This window comes from Pseudomonas sp. PB103, from assembly GCF_009764635.1.
Classification (GTDB): domain Bacteria; phylum Pseudomonadota; class Gammaproteobacteria; order Pseudomonadales; family Pseudomonadaceae; genus Aquipseudomonas.
In genome coordinates this window covers 1-14,470 of record NZ_RWIL01000132.1, presented here as the reverse complement: position 1 = coordinate 14,470, position 14,470 = coordinate 1, and the positions used below count along the sequence as shown (strand labels likewise).

Below are 14,470 nucleotides of genomic sequence, written 5' to 3'. Positions count from 1 at the left end.
AAGGCGAACCCAGGATAGTGTGTGCCTTACATCCCCGACTTGACCTTGGTCCAGCTGCGGGTCATCAGGCGCTGAATGTTCGGTGGCAACTCGGTCGATACGTAGGCCTTGTCGATAACGGCCTGCGGTGGATACACCGACGCATCGGTACGAATGGATTGTTCCATCAGTTTGTCCGAACCCGGGTTAGGGTTGGCGTAACCGACGTAATCACTGACCTGGGCAATCACCTCAGGTTTCAGCAGATAGTTGATGAAGGCATGAGCCTCTTTCACGTTCGACGAATCCTTCGGAATCGCCAGCATGTCGAACCACAGCGCGCCGCCCTCTTTCGGTACCGAGTAGGCGATGTTCACGCCTTTCTTGGCCTCTTCGGCGCGGTGCTTGGCCTGGAAAATATCGCCGGAGAAACCGATGGCTACGCAGATGTCGCCGTTAGCCAGGTCGCCGATGTATTTCGAGGAGTGGAAGTAGGTCACGTAAGGACGCACCGCGAGCAGCTTGGCGGTGGCTTTTTCATAGTCCTTGGGATTGGTGCTGTTGGCGTTCAGGCCCATGTAGTTGAGCACGGTCGGCATCATTTCATCCGCCGAATCGAGGAATGCCACGCCGCAGCTTTGCAGCTTCTTGATGTTCTCCGGCTCGAACAGCACGCCCCACGAATCAATCTTGTCGACACCGAGCACGGCCTTCACTTTATCGACGTTGTAACCGATGCCGTTGGTGCCCCACAGGTACGGCACGGCGTACAGGTTGCCCGGATCGTTCTGTTCCAGACGCTTGAGCAGCGCCGGGTCGAGGTTGGAATAATTCGGCAGCTGCGAGCGGTCGAGCTTCTGGAACGCGCCCGCCTTGATCTGTTTGCCGAGGAAGTGGTTTGACGGCACGACCACGTCGTAACCGGTACGCCCGGCCAGCAGCTTGCCTTCCAGGGTCTCGTTGGAATCGAACACGTCGTAGACCGGCTTGATCCCGGTGGCTTTCTGGAAATCCGCCAGGGTGGTCTCGCCGATGTAATCGGACCAGTTATAAATATGCACCGTACCGGCGGCCTGGGCACCGACAGCAATCGTCAGGCCGGCAGTGGCCAGCAGGGCTTTGCGCAAAGAAGAAAAAATAGGCAAGTGGAGGTCCTCTAAATTAGTTGGGCCCAAGTTGCCCCGCGCTGCATGACAGCCATGGCTGCCCGGCAACAAAACCGGCGCGCAACTTACCCTCGAAAAACCGTTCCAGCAAAACTTTCTGTCATTTAATTAATCCGCTGGCCGCCTTCGCGGGGGACGACGGCCAGCGGTTGTTGCTGCAAACCGGCTTATTTACCCGATTTGATCTTGGTCCAGCTGCGGGTCAGGATGCGCTGAGTCGCGGCCGGCAAGTCGGCAATCGCGTACAGCTTGGCCAGCACGTCAGCCGGTGGGTAAACGCCCGGGTCACTGGTGATGTCTTTATCGACCAGCGGAGTTGCAGCGGCGTTACCGTTCGGGAAGCGTACGGCGTTGGTGATTTCCGCCATGATTTCCGGCTTCTGCAGGAAGGTCATGAACTTGTAGGCGCCTTCGACGTTTTCGGCATCTTTAGGGATGGCGACCATGTCGTAGAAGCTGCCGGCACCTTCTTTCGGAATGTTGTAGCTGACTTTCACCTTGTCACCGGCTTCAGCCGCGCGGGACTTGGCCTGGTAGATGTCACCCGAGTAACCGACGGCTACGCAGATGTTGCCGTTGGCCAGGTCAGAGATGTACTTGGACGAGTGGAAGTAGGCGATCGAAGGACGAACCTTCATGATCAGCGCTTCAGCCTTGTCGATGTCTTCTTTCTTCTGGCTGTCGGTTGGCAGGCCCAGGTAGTGCAACGCCACCGGAATCATCTCGGTTGGCGAGTCGAGCAGGCTGATGCCGCAGGATTTCAGCTTGGCGGCGTTTTCCGGCTTGAAGATCAGATCCCACGAATCGACCGGCGCGTCGGCGCCCAGAGCAGCCTTGACCTTCTCGGCGTTGAAGCCAATACCGATCGAGCCCCACATGTACGGGAAAGCGTGCTCGTTGCCCGGGTCGCTGACCGACACGGCTTTGAGCAAGTCAGTGTTGAGGTTCTTCCAGTTAGGCAGCTTGGACTTGTCCAGCTTCTGGTAGACACCGGCCTTGATCTGCTTGGCGAGGAAGTTGTTCGACGGCACGACAATGTCGTAGCCGGACTTGCCTGCGAGCAGTTTGGCTTCGAGGGTTTCGTTGCTGTCGAAGACGTCGTAGACGACTTTGATGCCCGACTCGTCTTCAAACTTCTTGATGGTGTCCGGGGCGATGTAGTCGGACCAGTTGTAGACGTGCAACACCTTGTCGTCCGCCTGAGCCGCAGCCGCCATGATTCCCATCAGGGACATGGCGAGCAGAGTCTTGCCAGCGAGCTTTTTGCCTAATGCCTTCATGCGTTAATGCTCCAAATTTTTCTTTTTTGAACCACTTTGTTCAGCGGCCGAACCCGGACAACTGGAACCGCGGCTAGTCTGGCAAGATCCGAGGCGGTCTTTCAAGAAAAGACCAGCCTTTCTGACAGCTTTGAGCGAGAGCGCCGCGGCTCCCCCGCTCAGAGCCTAGCACTTAGCCCTGCAACGCACTGAGGGTCAGGTCCAGGCATTTACGTGCCTTTGTAACCAGCTCATCGATCTCGGCTTTGCTGATCACCAGCGGCGGCGCGATGATCATGGTGTCGCCCACAGCGCGCATGATCAGGCCGTTGTCGAAGCAGAACTGGCGGCAGATCATGCCGACACCCTTGCCTTCGTAACGCTTGCGCGTGGCCTTGTCCTGCACCAGCTCGATTGCGCCCAACAGACCAACCCCGCGAACCTCTCCCACCAATGGGTGATCGTTCAGTTCCCGCAGACGTTTCTGCAAATACGGTGCCGTTTCGTTGTGCGCGTTCTCGATAATTTTTTCATCGCGCAGAATGCGGATGTTTTCCAGACCGACCGCTGCCGCCACCGGGTGACCGGAGTAGGTGAAGCCATGGTTGAAATCGCCGCCTTCGTTGAGCACCGCAACAACGGTGTCGCGAACGATCAGGCCACCCATCGGGATGTAACCGGAGGTCAGGCCTTTGGCGATGGTCATCATGTCGGGTTTGAGGTCGTAGAAATCGCTACCGAACCACTCACCGGTACGGCCGAAACCGCAGATCACTTCGTCCGCGACGAACAGGATGTCGTACTTGGCGAGGATTTCCTTGATGCGCGGCCAGTAGGTGTCGGGCGGAATGATCACGCCGCCGGCGCCCTGGATCGGCTCGGCAATAAAGGCACCGACGTTGTCGACGCCGACTTCGAGAATCTTTTCTTCCAGCTGATTGGCCGCCCAGATACCGAACTCTTCCGGGGACATGTCGCCACCTTCAGCGAACCAGTACGGCTGCGCGATGTGGACGATGCCCGGGATCGGCAGGTCGCCTTGTTCGTGCATATAGGTCATGCCACCGAGGCTCGCGCCAGCCACGGTCGAACCGTGATAACCGTTCTTGCGGCTGATGATGACTTTCTTGTTCGGCTGGCCCTTGATCGCCCAATAGTGGCGAACCATACGCAACATGGTGTCGTTGCCTTCGGAGCCGGAACCGGTGAAGAACACGTGGTTCATGCCCTCCGGCGCGACGTCGGCAATCGACTTGGCCAGTTCCAGTGCCGGCGGGTGTGCGGTCTGGAAGAACAGGTTGTAGTACGGCAGTTCGCGCATCTGTTTGGCGGCCGCATCGGCCAGCTCATCGCGACCGTAACCGATGGCCACGCACCACAGGCCGGCCATGCCGTCGAGGATCTTGTTGCCTTCGCTGTCCCACAGGTAAACGCCCTTGGCGTTGGTGATGATCCGCGGGCCTTTCTCTTTCAGCTGTTTAAAGTCGCTGAACGGCGCCAGGTGGTGATCATTGCTGAGTGCTTGCCACTCGCGGGTTTGCGGATTGTTGCTGGTCATGCCAATTCTCCTTGTTATCGGTGAAGGCGCGACCGCTGAGGGTCGCGCCCGGCGTATCAGACGGCGAAGAGCAGGTACTCACGCTCCCAGGAACTGATCACGCGCTTGAAGTTTTCATGCTCGGCCCGCTTGACCGCGACGTAGCCTGTGATGAAAGTCTTGCCGAGGTATTTCTCGACGGTGGTACTGTTTTCCATACGCTCCAGCGCGTCTTCGATGGTCAACGGCAGGCGCAGGTTGCGGCGCTCGTAACCACGGCCGACCACCGGCGCGCTCGGGTTGAGACCCTCGACCATGCCGATGTAACCACAGAGCAGGCTCGCGGCAATCGCCAGGTACGGGTTGGCGTCGGCGCCCGGCAGACGGTTTTCCACCCGACGGTTCTGCGGGCCGGCATCCGGCACGCGCAGGCCGACGGTGCGGTTCTCTTCGCCCCACTCGACGTTCACCGGTGCCGAGGTGTCCGGCAGGAAGCGACGGAACGAGTTGACGTTCGGTGCGAACAACGGCAACAGCTCAGGAATCAGTTTCTGCAAACCACCGATGTGGTGCAGGAACAGCTGGCTCATGGTCCCGTCTTCATTGGAGAAAACGTTCTTGCCGGTCTCGATGTCGATGATGCTCTGGTGCAAGTGCATCGCACTGCCCGGCTCGCCCGTCATTGGCTTGGCCATAAAAGTCGCCGCCACGTCGTGCTTGAGTGCGGCTTCACGCATGGTGCGCTTGAACACCAGGATCTGGTCGGCCAGCGACAGTGCGTCGCCGTGACGGAAGTTGATTTCCATCTGCGCCGTGCCGTCTTCGTGGATCAGCGTGTCGAGATCCAGCTCCTGCAGTTCGCACCAGTCGTAGACGTCTTCGAACAGCGGGTCGAATTCGTTCGCCGCTTCAATGGAGAACGACTGACGACCGATTTCCGGACGGCCCGAGCGACCGATTGGCGGCTGCAACGGGTAGTCAGGGTCGTCGCTGCGTTTGGTCAGGTAGAACTCCATTTCCGGCGCCACGATTGGCTGCCAGCCCTTGTCGGCATAGAGTTTGAGGACTTTCTTGAGGACGTTGCGCGGCGACAGCTCGATCGGGTTGCCTTGCTTGTCGTAGGTGTCGTGGATCACCTGCGCGGTCGGCTCGATGGCCCACGGCACCAGGTACACGGCGTTTTGGTCGGGGCGGCAGATCATGTCGATGTCGGCCGGGTCGAGCAGTTCGTAATAGATGTCGTCTTCGACGTAGTCGCCGGTCACGGTCTGCAACAGCACGCTCTCGGGCAGGCGCATGCCTTTTTCGGCGATGAACTTGTTGGTCGGCGAAATCTTGCCCCGGGTGATACCGGTCAAGTCGGCGATCATGCATTCGACTTCTGTGATCTTGTGGTCTTTCAACCAATCGGTGAGCTGGTCGAGGTTGTTACTCATAAATGCCTCTGGGCTGAGTCTCCTGACGTGGTGTCAGGCAAAGTTTGACGCCGGCGGCGTCGCGTTAAAGGGGGCTTGCTTGTGCGCAGTGCGGGCTTACGCCAGGCACCGCGCATAGACAATGAAAGAGGAGCTTACCTGCCCTTTACGCTGGCGTTGCATTTCCTGTGCACAGTTCAGGCGTGCAGAATCATGAGCACGACTCGGTGAGCGGCACAGGCTTTGGGAGTGAAAGCGATCTATATTGGAAGGGAACGCCATAAAGGAGATGCCTTGTCGTACGTCCAGAATATCGGACGCTGCCGTTTTGCCTGCTGCTGACAAAACCTCCGTCGACGGGCCGCGCGCCATGCTGGCGGAGCTTTTGACGGATTTGTCGCCACTGATGTGATAAGCATGCAGACCGGACTGTTGCGAGCAGTCGGTGATGCCGATTAACGGCAGGCGAGACATGAAGCACCCCGGTATTATTGCTGTTATGGGTTTGATCGGAGCTTAGCCTTGTTCATTTTTTTACACAACACCCCCGTAAAAAATACAACACGGCCTGCTCAAGCCTGCGGGTGCCAAGCGTCCCAAGGACGAAAAACTGCCCTAAAGTGCCCCATAAATGCCCTTGCGGCGCTTTTTTAGGGCAAAAAAGGCCTTGCTTGACTTCGGCATGCCGTTCGGGTTGACTGAAACCAGAAAAGATCAATGATTGATATTTTTAACAACAAAGGTGTTGCATCATGTCGGTACCCCCGCGTGCCGTTCAGCTTAACGAAGCGAACGCGTTCCTTAAGGAACATCCTGAGGTTCTGTACGTTGACCTTCTGATTGCGGATATGAATGGTGTGGTGCGCGGCAAGCGCATCGAACGCACCAGCCTCCACAAGGTTTACGAGAAAGGCATCAACCTGCCGGCCTCTCTATTTGCTCTGGATATCAACGGTTCTACGGTGGAAAGCACCGGCCTGGGCCTGGACATCGGCGACGCCGATCGTATCTGCTATCCGATCCCCGATACCCTGTGCAATGAGCCATGGCAGAAGCGCCCGACCGCGCAGCTGTTGATGACCATGCACGAGCTCGAAGGCGACCCATTCTTCGCCGATCCGCGCGAAGTGCTCCGTCAAGTTGTTGCAAAGTTTGACGAGCTGGGTCTGACCATCTGCGCCGCCTTCGAACTCGAGTTCTACCTGATCGACCAGGAAAACGTGAACGGCCGTCCACAGCCGCCACGCTCGCCGATCTCCGGCAAACGCCCGCACTCGACTCAGGTCTACCTGATCGACGACCTCGACGAATACGTCGACTGCCTCCAGGACATTCTGGAAGGCGCGAAAGAGCAAGGCATCCCGGCCGACGCCATCGTCAAGGAAAGTGCCCCGGCGCAGTTCGAAGTGAACCTGCACCACGTCGCCGACCCGATCAAGGCGTGCGACTACGCGGTACTGCTCAAGCGTCTGATCAAGAACATCGCCTACGACCATGAAATGGACACCACCTTCATGGCCAAGCCGTACCCGGGCCAGGCCGGTAATGGTCTGCACGTGCACATTTCGATTCTGGATAAAGAAGGCAAAAACATTTTTGCCAGCGAGGATCCCGAGCAGAACGCCGCGCTGCGTCACGCGATCGGCGGTGTGCTCGAGACCCTGCCCGCGCAGATGGCTTTCCTCTGCCCGAACGTCAACTCCTACCGTCGTTTCGGCGCACAGTTCTACGTGCCGAACTCGCCGTGCTGGGGCCTCGACAACCGCACCGTGGCGATTCGCGTACCGACCGGTTCTTCCGATGCCGTGCGTATCGAGCATCGTGTAGCCGGCGCCGACGCCAACCCGTACCTGCTGATGGCTTCGGTCCTGGCCGGCGTGCACCACGGTCTGACCAACAAGATCGAACCGGGCGCGCCAGTCGAAGGCAACAGCTACGAGCAGAACGAACAAAGCCTGCCGAACAACTTGCGCGATGCCCTGCGCGAGCTGGACGACAGCGAGGTGATGGCCAAGTACATCGATCCGAAGTACATCGATATCTTCGTCGCCTGCAAGGAAAGCGAGCTGGAGGAGTTCGAACACTCCATCTCCGACCTTGAGTACAACTGGTATCTGCATACCGTTTAAGCGGTCGTAGCGCCAAAAAGAACGCCGTCGGCTGATTCAGCCAACGGCGTTTTTTTTTATGGCCGAACACAAAACCTGTGGCGAGGGGATTTATCCCCGTTGGGTTGCGAAGCAGCCCCAAACCCATCCCACTCGGTGTGTCAGGAATAACCGGTTCTCAGGGTTTACGACTGCTGCGCAGCCGAACGGGGCGGTGCGACGTTTCGCTAAATCCCCTCTCCACAGGGTACCGGCAGACAACACCGAAACCGGCTCGTACAATGCCCGCTGCCCCGCAGGAGACTTTCATGACGCGTCCCGCCCCCGTTCGCAAACCCCGTGCCCGCAGTCAGGCGCGCATCGATTCGATACTCGACGCCGCGCGCACGTTGCTGGCCGCCGAGGGTGTGGCGAGTCTGTCGATCTACAGCGTCGCCGAGCGCGCGCAGATCCCGCCCTCCTCCGTGTACCACTTCTTTGCCAGCGTGCCGGCGTTGCTCGAAGCGCTGACCGCCGACGTGCACGCAGCCTTCCGCGCGTGCCTGCAGGCACCGATCGATCATGAAAGTTTGCGTGACTGGCGGGATCTGTCGCGGCTGGTCGAGCAACGCATGCTGGAGATCTACGAGGAGGATGCCGCCGCGCGCCAGTTGATTCTCGCCCAGCACGGCCTCACCGAAGTGACCCAGGCTGACCGCCAGCACGACATCGAACTCGGCGACCTGATGCACAAGCTGTTCGACCATCATTTCGAATTGCCAAGGCTGCCGAGCGACGTCGACGTGTTTGCCCTGGCCATGGAGCTGGGCGACCGTGTCTACGCACGCTCGGTGCAGCAACACGGGCAGATCACCCCGCGCATGGCCGAAGAAGGCATGCGCGTGTTCGATGCCTACATCGGCCTGTACCTGCCGACATACCTGCCCAAGCGGCCTGTCAGCGACTGACGTTCAAATCGCCCGCAGCAGAATCTTGTCGATGGAATGGTCCGCCGACTTGTTGAGGATCAGGCTCGCCCGGTCACGGGTGGGCAGGATGTTTTCAACGAGATTCTTCAGATTGACCCGGTCCCAGGTGGCCGAGGCCATGGCCAGCGCTTCATCGTCCGACAGCGTCTTGTACTTGTTGAAGTACGACTCGCCAGACTGGAACGCAGTGTTCTTCAGATAGACAAACCGCTCGAGGTACCAGCGCTTGATGTCCTCATCAGCGGCGTCGACATAGATCGAGAAGTCGACGAAGTCACGGACGTTGAGACTGTCGTGTTTGTCCTCCTGGAGGACATTGAGCCCTTCCAGAACGATGATATCGGGGGTCTGCACCGTCTGCGTCTCGTCGGCAAGAATGTCGTACCGAACGTGCGAGTAGACCGGGATCTGCACCGGTTTGCCTTCGTTGCGCACGTCGTGCAGGAAGTCGAGAAGCAGTGCCCGGTCGTAAGATTCGGGGAAACCTTTGCGGTGCAACAGGTTGTTCTGTTCGAGTGTCGCCAGCGGAAACAGGAAGGAGTCGGTGGTCACCAACTGCACATCCGGCGAGCCTGGCAAGGACGCCAGCAAGGCCGACAAAACCCTGGCGAAGCTGCTCTTGCCTACCGCGACACTGCCCGAGATGCCAATCACATACGGTGGCTTGCGCGTCGGTTCGCCGAGAAAAGCACTGTGCACCACGGCCGCCGACTGGGCGGACTCGGCGTAAAGACGCAAAAGGCGCGACAGCGGCAGCAATATTTCTTCCACTTCGTCGCGGCTGATGGGCTGCGTAGGGCTGATCAGCGCATTCATTTGTGCCGACGAAAGGCTCTGCGCCGCCTCTTCCCGCAAGGCAGACCATTGCTCGCGAGTGAATTCCCGGTACTCGCGGTGAGCGGGCGAATGCCCTGCGGCATCCTGCTGGGTGGTCATAATCTTCCTGTCTGTGCCTTGGCAAAAGCCGGAACATAGCAGATATGTTCAGGGCCTCCAAACCACGCTTTTCACCCTCAATCGCATTTTTGCCGCACAAATGAAAAACCCCGGAGGGCTCAAGCCGTCCGGGGCGCGTGTTGCCCATCGATTACAACTTGGCGATCGACACCTCGGTGGATTTCACAAAGGCGATCACTTCGCTGCCCACTACCAACTCCAGCTCCTTGACCGAACGGGTGGTGATCACCGAAGTGACGATGCCCGAAGCGGTTTGCACGTCGATTTCCGACAGCACGTCGCCAAGGACGATTTCCTTGATCGAGCCTTTGAACTGGTTACGGACGTTGATGGCTTTGATAGTCATGATATTTCTCCTGATGTCGAAATAAGCGGCAAGTGGCAAGCTTCAAGCGGCAAGCAAAAGCACAGCGCTTCTACTTGCAGCTTGTAGCTTGAAGCTCGCAGCTGCTTCATTGCGCCCAACGCAGTTGCGTAGGCAGGGGTGAAACAGGTTCCGGCTCCGGCGGTTCGCCAGGCAGGGACAAAACTCGGTTGAGCACTTCGGTTTCCAGCGCCGCCAGGCGATGCGAACCACGTACCCGTGGGCGCGGCAGTTCGACATGCAGGTCGAGACCGACTTCGCCGTCCTCGATCAGAATCACCCGGTCGGCAATCGCCACCGCTTCGCTGACGTCGTGGGTCACCAGCAGCACCGTAAAGCCGTGTTGCTGCCAGAGACGTTCGATCAGTTGCTGCATTTCAATGCGGGTCAGCGCGTCGAGTGCGCCGAGCGGTTCGTCGAGCAACAGCAGGCGCGGTTGATGGATCAGCGCACGGGCCAGCGCAACGCGCTGCTTTTGTCCACCGGACAACGCTGCCGGCCACTCATTGGCACGATCCGCCAGACCCACCGCGTCCAGTGCTTCGAGAGCCTTCGGGCGCCAGTTGCCTTTAAGGCCGAGGCCGACGTTGTCGATGACCTTTTTCCATGGCAGCAGACGCGCTTCCTGGAACATCAATCGGGTGTCTTCCCGCGCATCGCTCAGCGGCGCAGAGCCGGCCAGCAAGTCACCGCCCGTTGGTTGATCGAGGCCGGCGAGCAAGCGCAGCAAAGTACTTTTGCCGCAGCCACTGCGCCCGACCACAGCGACGAATTGCCCCGCCGGAATGTGCAGATCGATGTCACGCAGCACCTGCCGCGCGCCGAAGGTTTTCTGCAGGTTGCGCACCGCCAGCGGAATCCCGCGTAGCAGGCGTGGAGGTTGTTGAGCGGTCATGCCGCACCTCCTTTGGCAACTTGATACGCCGGATGCCAGCGCAACCACACACGCTCAAGTCCACGCGCCGCAAGGTCGGCCAGTTTGCCGAGCACGGCGTAAAGCAGGATCGCCAGCACCACCACGTCGGTCTGCAAGAACTCGCGGGCATTCATCGCCAGATAGCCGATGCCGGAGCTGGCGGAGATAGTTTCGGCGACGATCAACGTCAGCCACATAAAGCCCAGGGCGAAGCGCACGCCGACCAGAATCGAAGGCAGCGCGCCCGGCAGAATCACCTGCCAGAACAGGCTGAAACCGCTCAAGCCGTAACTGCGCGCCATTTCCACCAGCGCCGGGTCGACATTGCGGATGCCGTGATAAGTGTTGAGGTAGATCGGGAACAACGTGCCCAGCGCCACCAGAAAAATCTTCGCTGACTCGTCAATGCCGAACCACAGGATCACCAGCGGAATCAGCGCCAGGTGCGGCACGTTGCGGATCATCTGCACCGAACTGTCGAGCAGGCGTTCGCCCCATTTCGACAGGCCAGTGATAAAGCCCAAGACCAGACCGATACTGCCGCCGATGGTGAAACCGAGCGCCGCGCGCCAGCCACTGATCGCCAGGTGCGTCCAGATTTCGCCGCTGCGCACCAGGCTCACGCCGGCTTCGATCACCGCCACCGGTGCCGGCAGAATCCGCGTCGACAACCAGCCCGCCGACACCGACAACTGCCACACCGCCAGCAGCAATACCGGCAACGCCCAGGGCGCGAGGCTGTGGATGATTTTCTTCATGGCGCGCCTCAGCTCTGCGACGCGGCTTTGGGAAGAATGTCGTTGGCGACCATTTCGCCGAACGGGCTGACGTAACCTGCGCTTTTCGGCAGTTCCGGACGCTCGATGTCGAGGTGCGGGAACAGCAGTTCAGCGACGCGATACGACTCTTCAAGGTGTGGATAACCGGAGAAGATAAAGGTGTCGATGCCCAGATCGGCGTATTCCTTCACGCGTGCAGCCACAGTCGGGCCATCGCCAACCAGCGCCGTACCGGCACCGCCGCGCACCAGGCCAACACCGGCCCACAGGTTCGGGCTGACTTCGAGGTTGTCGCGGCTGCCACCGTGCAGGGCGGCCATGCGTTGCTGGCCAACCGAATCGAAACGCGCCAGCGATGCTTGAGCACGAGCGATGGTGTCGTCGTCCAGATGCGAGATCAAACGATCCGCCGCTTGCCACGCTTCAGCGTTGGTTTCTCGGACAATCACGTGCAGTCGAATACCGAAGCGCACGGTGCGGCCAAGCTTGGCGGCTTTGGCGCGGACTTGGGCGATCTTCTCGGCCACCGCTGCCGGTGGCTCGCCCCAGGTCAGGACCATTTCCACTTGTTCAGCGGCCAAGTCTTGCGCCGCTTCCGACGAGCCACCGAAGTACAACGGCGGACGCGGTTGCTGGATCGGCGGATAGAGCAATTTCGCGCCTTTCACGCTGATGTGCTCGCCGTCGTAATCAACGGTTTCGCCTTCCAGCACTCGGCGCCAGATGCGGGTGAATTCCACCGAGGCTTGATAGCGTTCTTCGTGGCTGAGGAACAGACCGTCGCCGGCCAACTCTTCCGGATCACCGCCAGTCACCAGGTTGAACAGCGCACGGCCGCCGGACAGACGATCCAGCGTGGCTGCCTGCCGCGCCGCGACCGTCGGGGAAATGATCCCGGGGCGCAGGGCAACGAGGAATTTCAGACGCTGGGTCACCGGGATCAGCGATGCCGCCACCAGCCACGAGTCTTCGCAGGAGCGGCCAGTGGGGATCAGCACACCGCCGAAACCCAGACGATCCGCCGCTTGCGCGACCTGTTGCAAATAACCGTGGTCAACGGCGCGAGCGCCTTCGGCGGTGCCAAGGTAATGGCCGTCACCGTGGGTAGGCAGGAACCAGAAGATATTGAGGCTCATGGAGTGGTCTCCTTGGGGATTCGAATTACAGCGCTTTGGCCACAGCGGCCGGTGGTGTCCAGATCACATCCTTGATGCTCAGCGGCTTCGGAATCAGCTTGAGCTGGAAGAACGTGTCAGCGATTTTCTGCTGTGCGGCGACCACTTCCGGGGTCAGGAACAGCGCGCCGTAGCCCTGGCGTTTTACCGAGGTCAGAGTGATGTCTGCCGGCAGGCCGAGCAGTGGCGCGACTTGCTGGGTCACGTCTTCAGGGTTGGCTTTCGACCATTCGCCGACGGCACGCACTTCCTCAACGAGGGCTTTGATCACCTCAGGATTTTTCTGTGCGTAAGGCTTGGTGGCGAGATAGAACTGGTGGTTGTCGACGATGCCTTTGCCGTCACGCAGGGTGTGCGCTTGCAGTTGTTTCTCGGCGGCGGCCTGGTACGGATCCCAGATGACCCAGGCATCGACGCTGCCACGTTCGAACGCGGCGCGAGCATCGGCTGGCGGCAGGAATACGGTTTGAATGTCGGTGTACTTGAGACCGGCATCTTCCAGCGCACGCACCAGCAGGTAGTGGACGTTGGAGCCTTTGTTCAGCACGACTTTCTTGCCCTTGAGATCGGCCACCGATTTGATCGGCGAGTCTTTCGGCACAAGGATCGCTTCGCTGTTGGGCGCTGGCGGTTCGTAGGCAACGTAGAGCAGATCAGCGCCAGCAGCCTGAGCGAACACCGGTGGAGTTTCGCCAGTGACACCGAAGTCGATCGAGCCGACGTTCAGGCCTTCCAGCAGCTGCGGGCCGCCGGGGAATTCAGTCCATTGCACGTCGACGCCTTGGGCGGCCAGGCGTTTTTCCAACGTGCCTTTGGCTTTGAGCAGCACCAGCGTGCCGTACTTCTGGTAACCGATCCGAAGTGTCTCGGCTTGAGCTTGAGTGATGGCGCCGAAGGTGACAGCCGCAGCAAACAGAGCGACCAGACCACGACGCAAAAATACAGTGCGCATAGCGCTCTCCTTTTTTGCTGTTGGGTTTTGGCTGCACCTGCTTGGCCGTTAGCGGCTGAGTAAGGTGAGTTACATCAAGTTCGGGTGTGGCTTAAATGCTCCAGCGAGCACTCAACAAACGTTCGTTCAACAGGCCCGGTTCCAGCGGTTTCGGGCGGCGGGCCATGGCGCCGACAAACTGATCCAGCGCTTCATGCAGACGCTGCTCCAGCGCCGGTGCCAGTTGCGCGGCGGCACTGCCTTCGCCGTAAGCGATCTGGCTGTCCTCGGCGAAAATCCCCTGGAGCATTTCCTGGGCTTTCAGCGCCGACAACACAGGCTTGAGGGCGTAATCGACCACCAGCATGTGGGCGATGCTGCCGCCGGTGGCCATCGGCAAAACAATCTTGTGGTTCAAGGCACGCTCTGGGAGCAGATCCAGCAGCGTCTTCAACGCGCCAGAGAATGAAGCTTTGTAAACCGGTGTGGCGATCAACAGGCCGTCGGCGTTTTCAATCTGTTGCAGCAGGTCGAGCACCTTCGGACTGTCGAAGCGGGCGTGGAGCAAATCTTCTGCCGGGAAATCCCGAATCTGATAACTCACCACTTCCACGCCTTGCTGCTGCAACCAACGTTGCGAGCGCTCCAGCAGCACCCCGGAACGGGAGCGCAGGCTGGGACTGCCACCGAGTGAGACAACCAGCATTGAGACGATTCCTTAAGCGTTACAGGCGATTCGCGGGTTGCGATCTCGCTTCGATGGGAGTGACCTTACCAGCTGATTTATATATCCATAAATCATATTTATTCATTTGGTTATGCGTTTTGGAGATATGCGGATTGCTTTGTTTCGGGCGAAAAAAAAGGCCGTCGAAACGGCCTGAAATCCCCTGCTTTGTGGATGCCTCGAAAAGAT

The 14,470-nt window shown here is 59.3% G+C and carries 15 protein-coding genes; 2 read left to right on the top strand and 13 right to left on the bottom strand.

Going from position 1 to position 14,470, the window contains the following annotated elements; translation table 11 throughout:
• Positions 1-26: 26 nt before the first annotated feature.
• The 5 genes from EJA70_RS24355 to EJA70_RS24335 all read right to left on the bottom strand — a co-directional run bounded on the left by EJA70_RS24355 (position 27) and on the right by EJA70_RS24335 (position 5,830).
• On the bottom strand, positions 27-1,124 hold the full coding sequence (locus EJA70_RS24355) for a polyamine ABC transporter substrate-binding protein (protein ID WP_064116329.1): 1,098 nt from the start codon (positions 1,122-1,124) through the stop codon (positions 27-29).
• Positions 1,125-1,312: 188 nt separating this feature from the next.
• Positions 1,313-2,425 carry a polyamine ABC transporter substrate-binding protein gene (locus EJA70_RS24350; protein ID WP_008085325.1) on the bottom strand — a complete coding sequence of 371 codons (1,113 nt, stop codon included), beginning with the start codon at positions 2,423-2,425 and terminating at the stop codon, positions 1,313-1,315.
• Positions 2,426-2,597: 172 nt separating this feature from the next.
• Positions 2,598-3,962 (bottom strand): aspartate aminotransferase family protein, encoded by a 1,365-nt coding sequence (locus EJA70_RS24345; protein WP_122660204.1) that lies wholly within the window; start codon positions 3,960-3,962, stop codon positions 2,598-2,600.
• Positions 3,963-4,018: 56 nt separating this feature from the next.
• The gene (locus EJA70_RS24340) at positions 4,019-5,377 is read right to left on the bottom strand and encodes a glutamine synthetase family protein (RefSeq protein ID WP_158834127.1); all 1,359 of its coding nucleotides are present in this window, start codon (positions 5,375-5,377) and stop codon (positions 4,019-4,021) included.
• A gap of 96 nt (positions 5,378-5,473) precedes the next feature.
• Positions 5,474-5,830 (bottom strand): glutamine amidotransferase, encoded by a 357-nt coding sequence (locus EJA70_RS24335; RefSeq protein WP_158834124.1) that lies wholly within the window; start codon positions 5,828-5,830, stop codon positions 5,474-5,476.
• 278 nt (positions 5,831-6,108) lie between these two features.
• On the opposite strand from EJA70_RS24335, the gene EJA70_RS24330 reads away from it, so the two are divergent.
• Positions 6,109-7,485, top strand: a complete 1,377-nt coding sequence (locus tag EJA70_RS24330) for a glutamine synthetase family protein (protein WP_007913842.1) — start codon at positions 6,109-6,111, stop codon at positions 7,483-7,485.
• Between the two features lie 287 nt (positions 7,486-7,772).
• Positions 7,773-8,411 carry a TetR/AcrR family transcriptional regulator gene (locus tag EJA70_RS24325; RefSeq protein WP_158834122.1) on the top strand — a complete coding sequence of 213 codons (639 nt, stop codon included), beginning with the start codon at positions 7,773-7,775 and terminating at the stop codon, positions 8,409-8,411.
• Between the two features lie 3 nt (positions 8,412-8,414).
• On the opposite strand, the gene coaA is transcribed toward EJA70_RS24325, so the two are convergent.
• From coaA to EJA70_RS30945, 8 genes are all read right to left on the bottom strand, one after another.
• On the bottom strand, positions 8,415-9,368 hold the full coding sequence (gene coaA / locus EJA70_RS24320) for a type I pantothenate kinase (RefSeq protein WP_158834120.1): 954 nt from the start codon (positions 9,366-9,368) through the stop codon (positions 8,415-8,417).
• A 151-nt stretch (positions 9,369-9,519) separates the two neighbouring features.
• Positions 9,520-9,735, bottom strand: a complete 216-nt coding sequence (locus EJA70_RS24315) for a molybdopterin-binding protein (protein WP_003229256.1) — start codon at positions 9,733-9,735, stop codon at positions 9,520-9,522.
• A 106-nt stretch (positions 9,736-9,841) separates the two neighbouring features.
• Positions 9,842-10,648 (bottom strand): aliphatic sulfonates ABC transporter ATP-binding protein, encoded by an 807-nt coding sequence (gene ssuB / locus EJA70_RS24310; protein ID WP_158834118.1) that lies wholly within the window; start codon positions 10,646-10,648, stop codon positions 9,842-9,844.
• On the bottom strand, positions 10,645-11,427 hold the full coding sequence (gene ssuC, locus EJA70_RS24305; protein ID WP_003229260.1) for an aliphatic sulfonate ABC transporter permease SsuC: 783 nt from the start codon (positions 11,425-11,427) through the stop codon (positions 10,645-10,647). The genes ssuB and ssuC overlap by 4 nt, the downstream gene beginning before the upstream one ends.
• Positions 11,428-11,435: 8 nt before the next feature.
• Positions 11,436-12,584: an FMNH2-dependent alkanesulfonate monooxygenase gene (ssuD, locus tag EJA70_RS24300; RefSeq protein WP_008085337.1), complete on the bottom strand. Its 1,149-nt coding sequence runs from the start codon at positions 12,582-12,584 to the stop codon at positions 11,436-11,438.
• 25 nt (positions 12,585-12,609) lie between these two features.
• Positions 12,610-13,575, bottom strand: a complete 966-nt coding sequence (locus EJA70_RS24295) for a sulfonate ABC transporter substrate-binding protein (RefSeq protein ID WP_158834116.1) — start codon at positions 13,573-13,575, stop codon at positions 12,610-12,612.
• Between the two features lie 91 nt (positions 13,576-13,666).
• Positions 13,667-14,260 (bottom strand): NADPH-dependent FMN reductase, encoded by a 594-nt coding sequence (ssuE, locus tag EJA70_RS24290; RefSeq protein WP_008085340.1) that lies wholly within the window; start codon positions 14,258-14,260, stop codon positions 13,667-13,669.
• 19 nt (positions 14,261-14,279) lie between these two features.
• Positions 14,280-14,470, bottom strand: a 191-nt coding sequence (locus EJA70_RS30945) for a hypothetical protein (RefSeq protein WP_218574216.1), incomplete at its 5' end; no start/stop codon positions are given.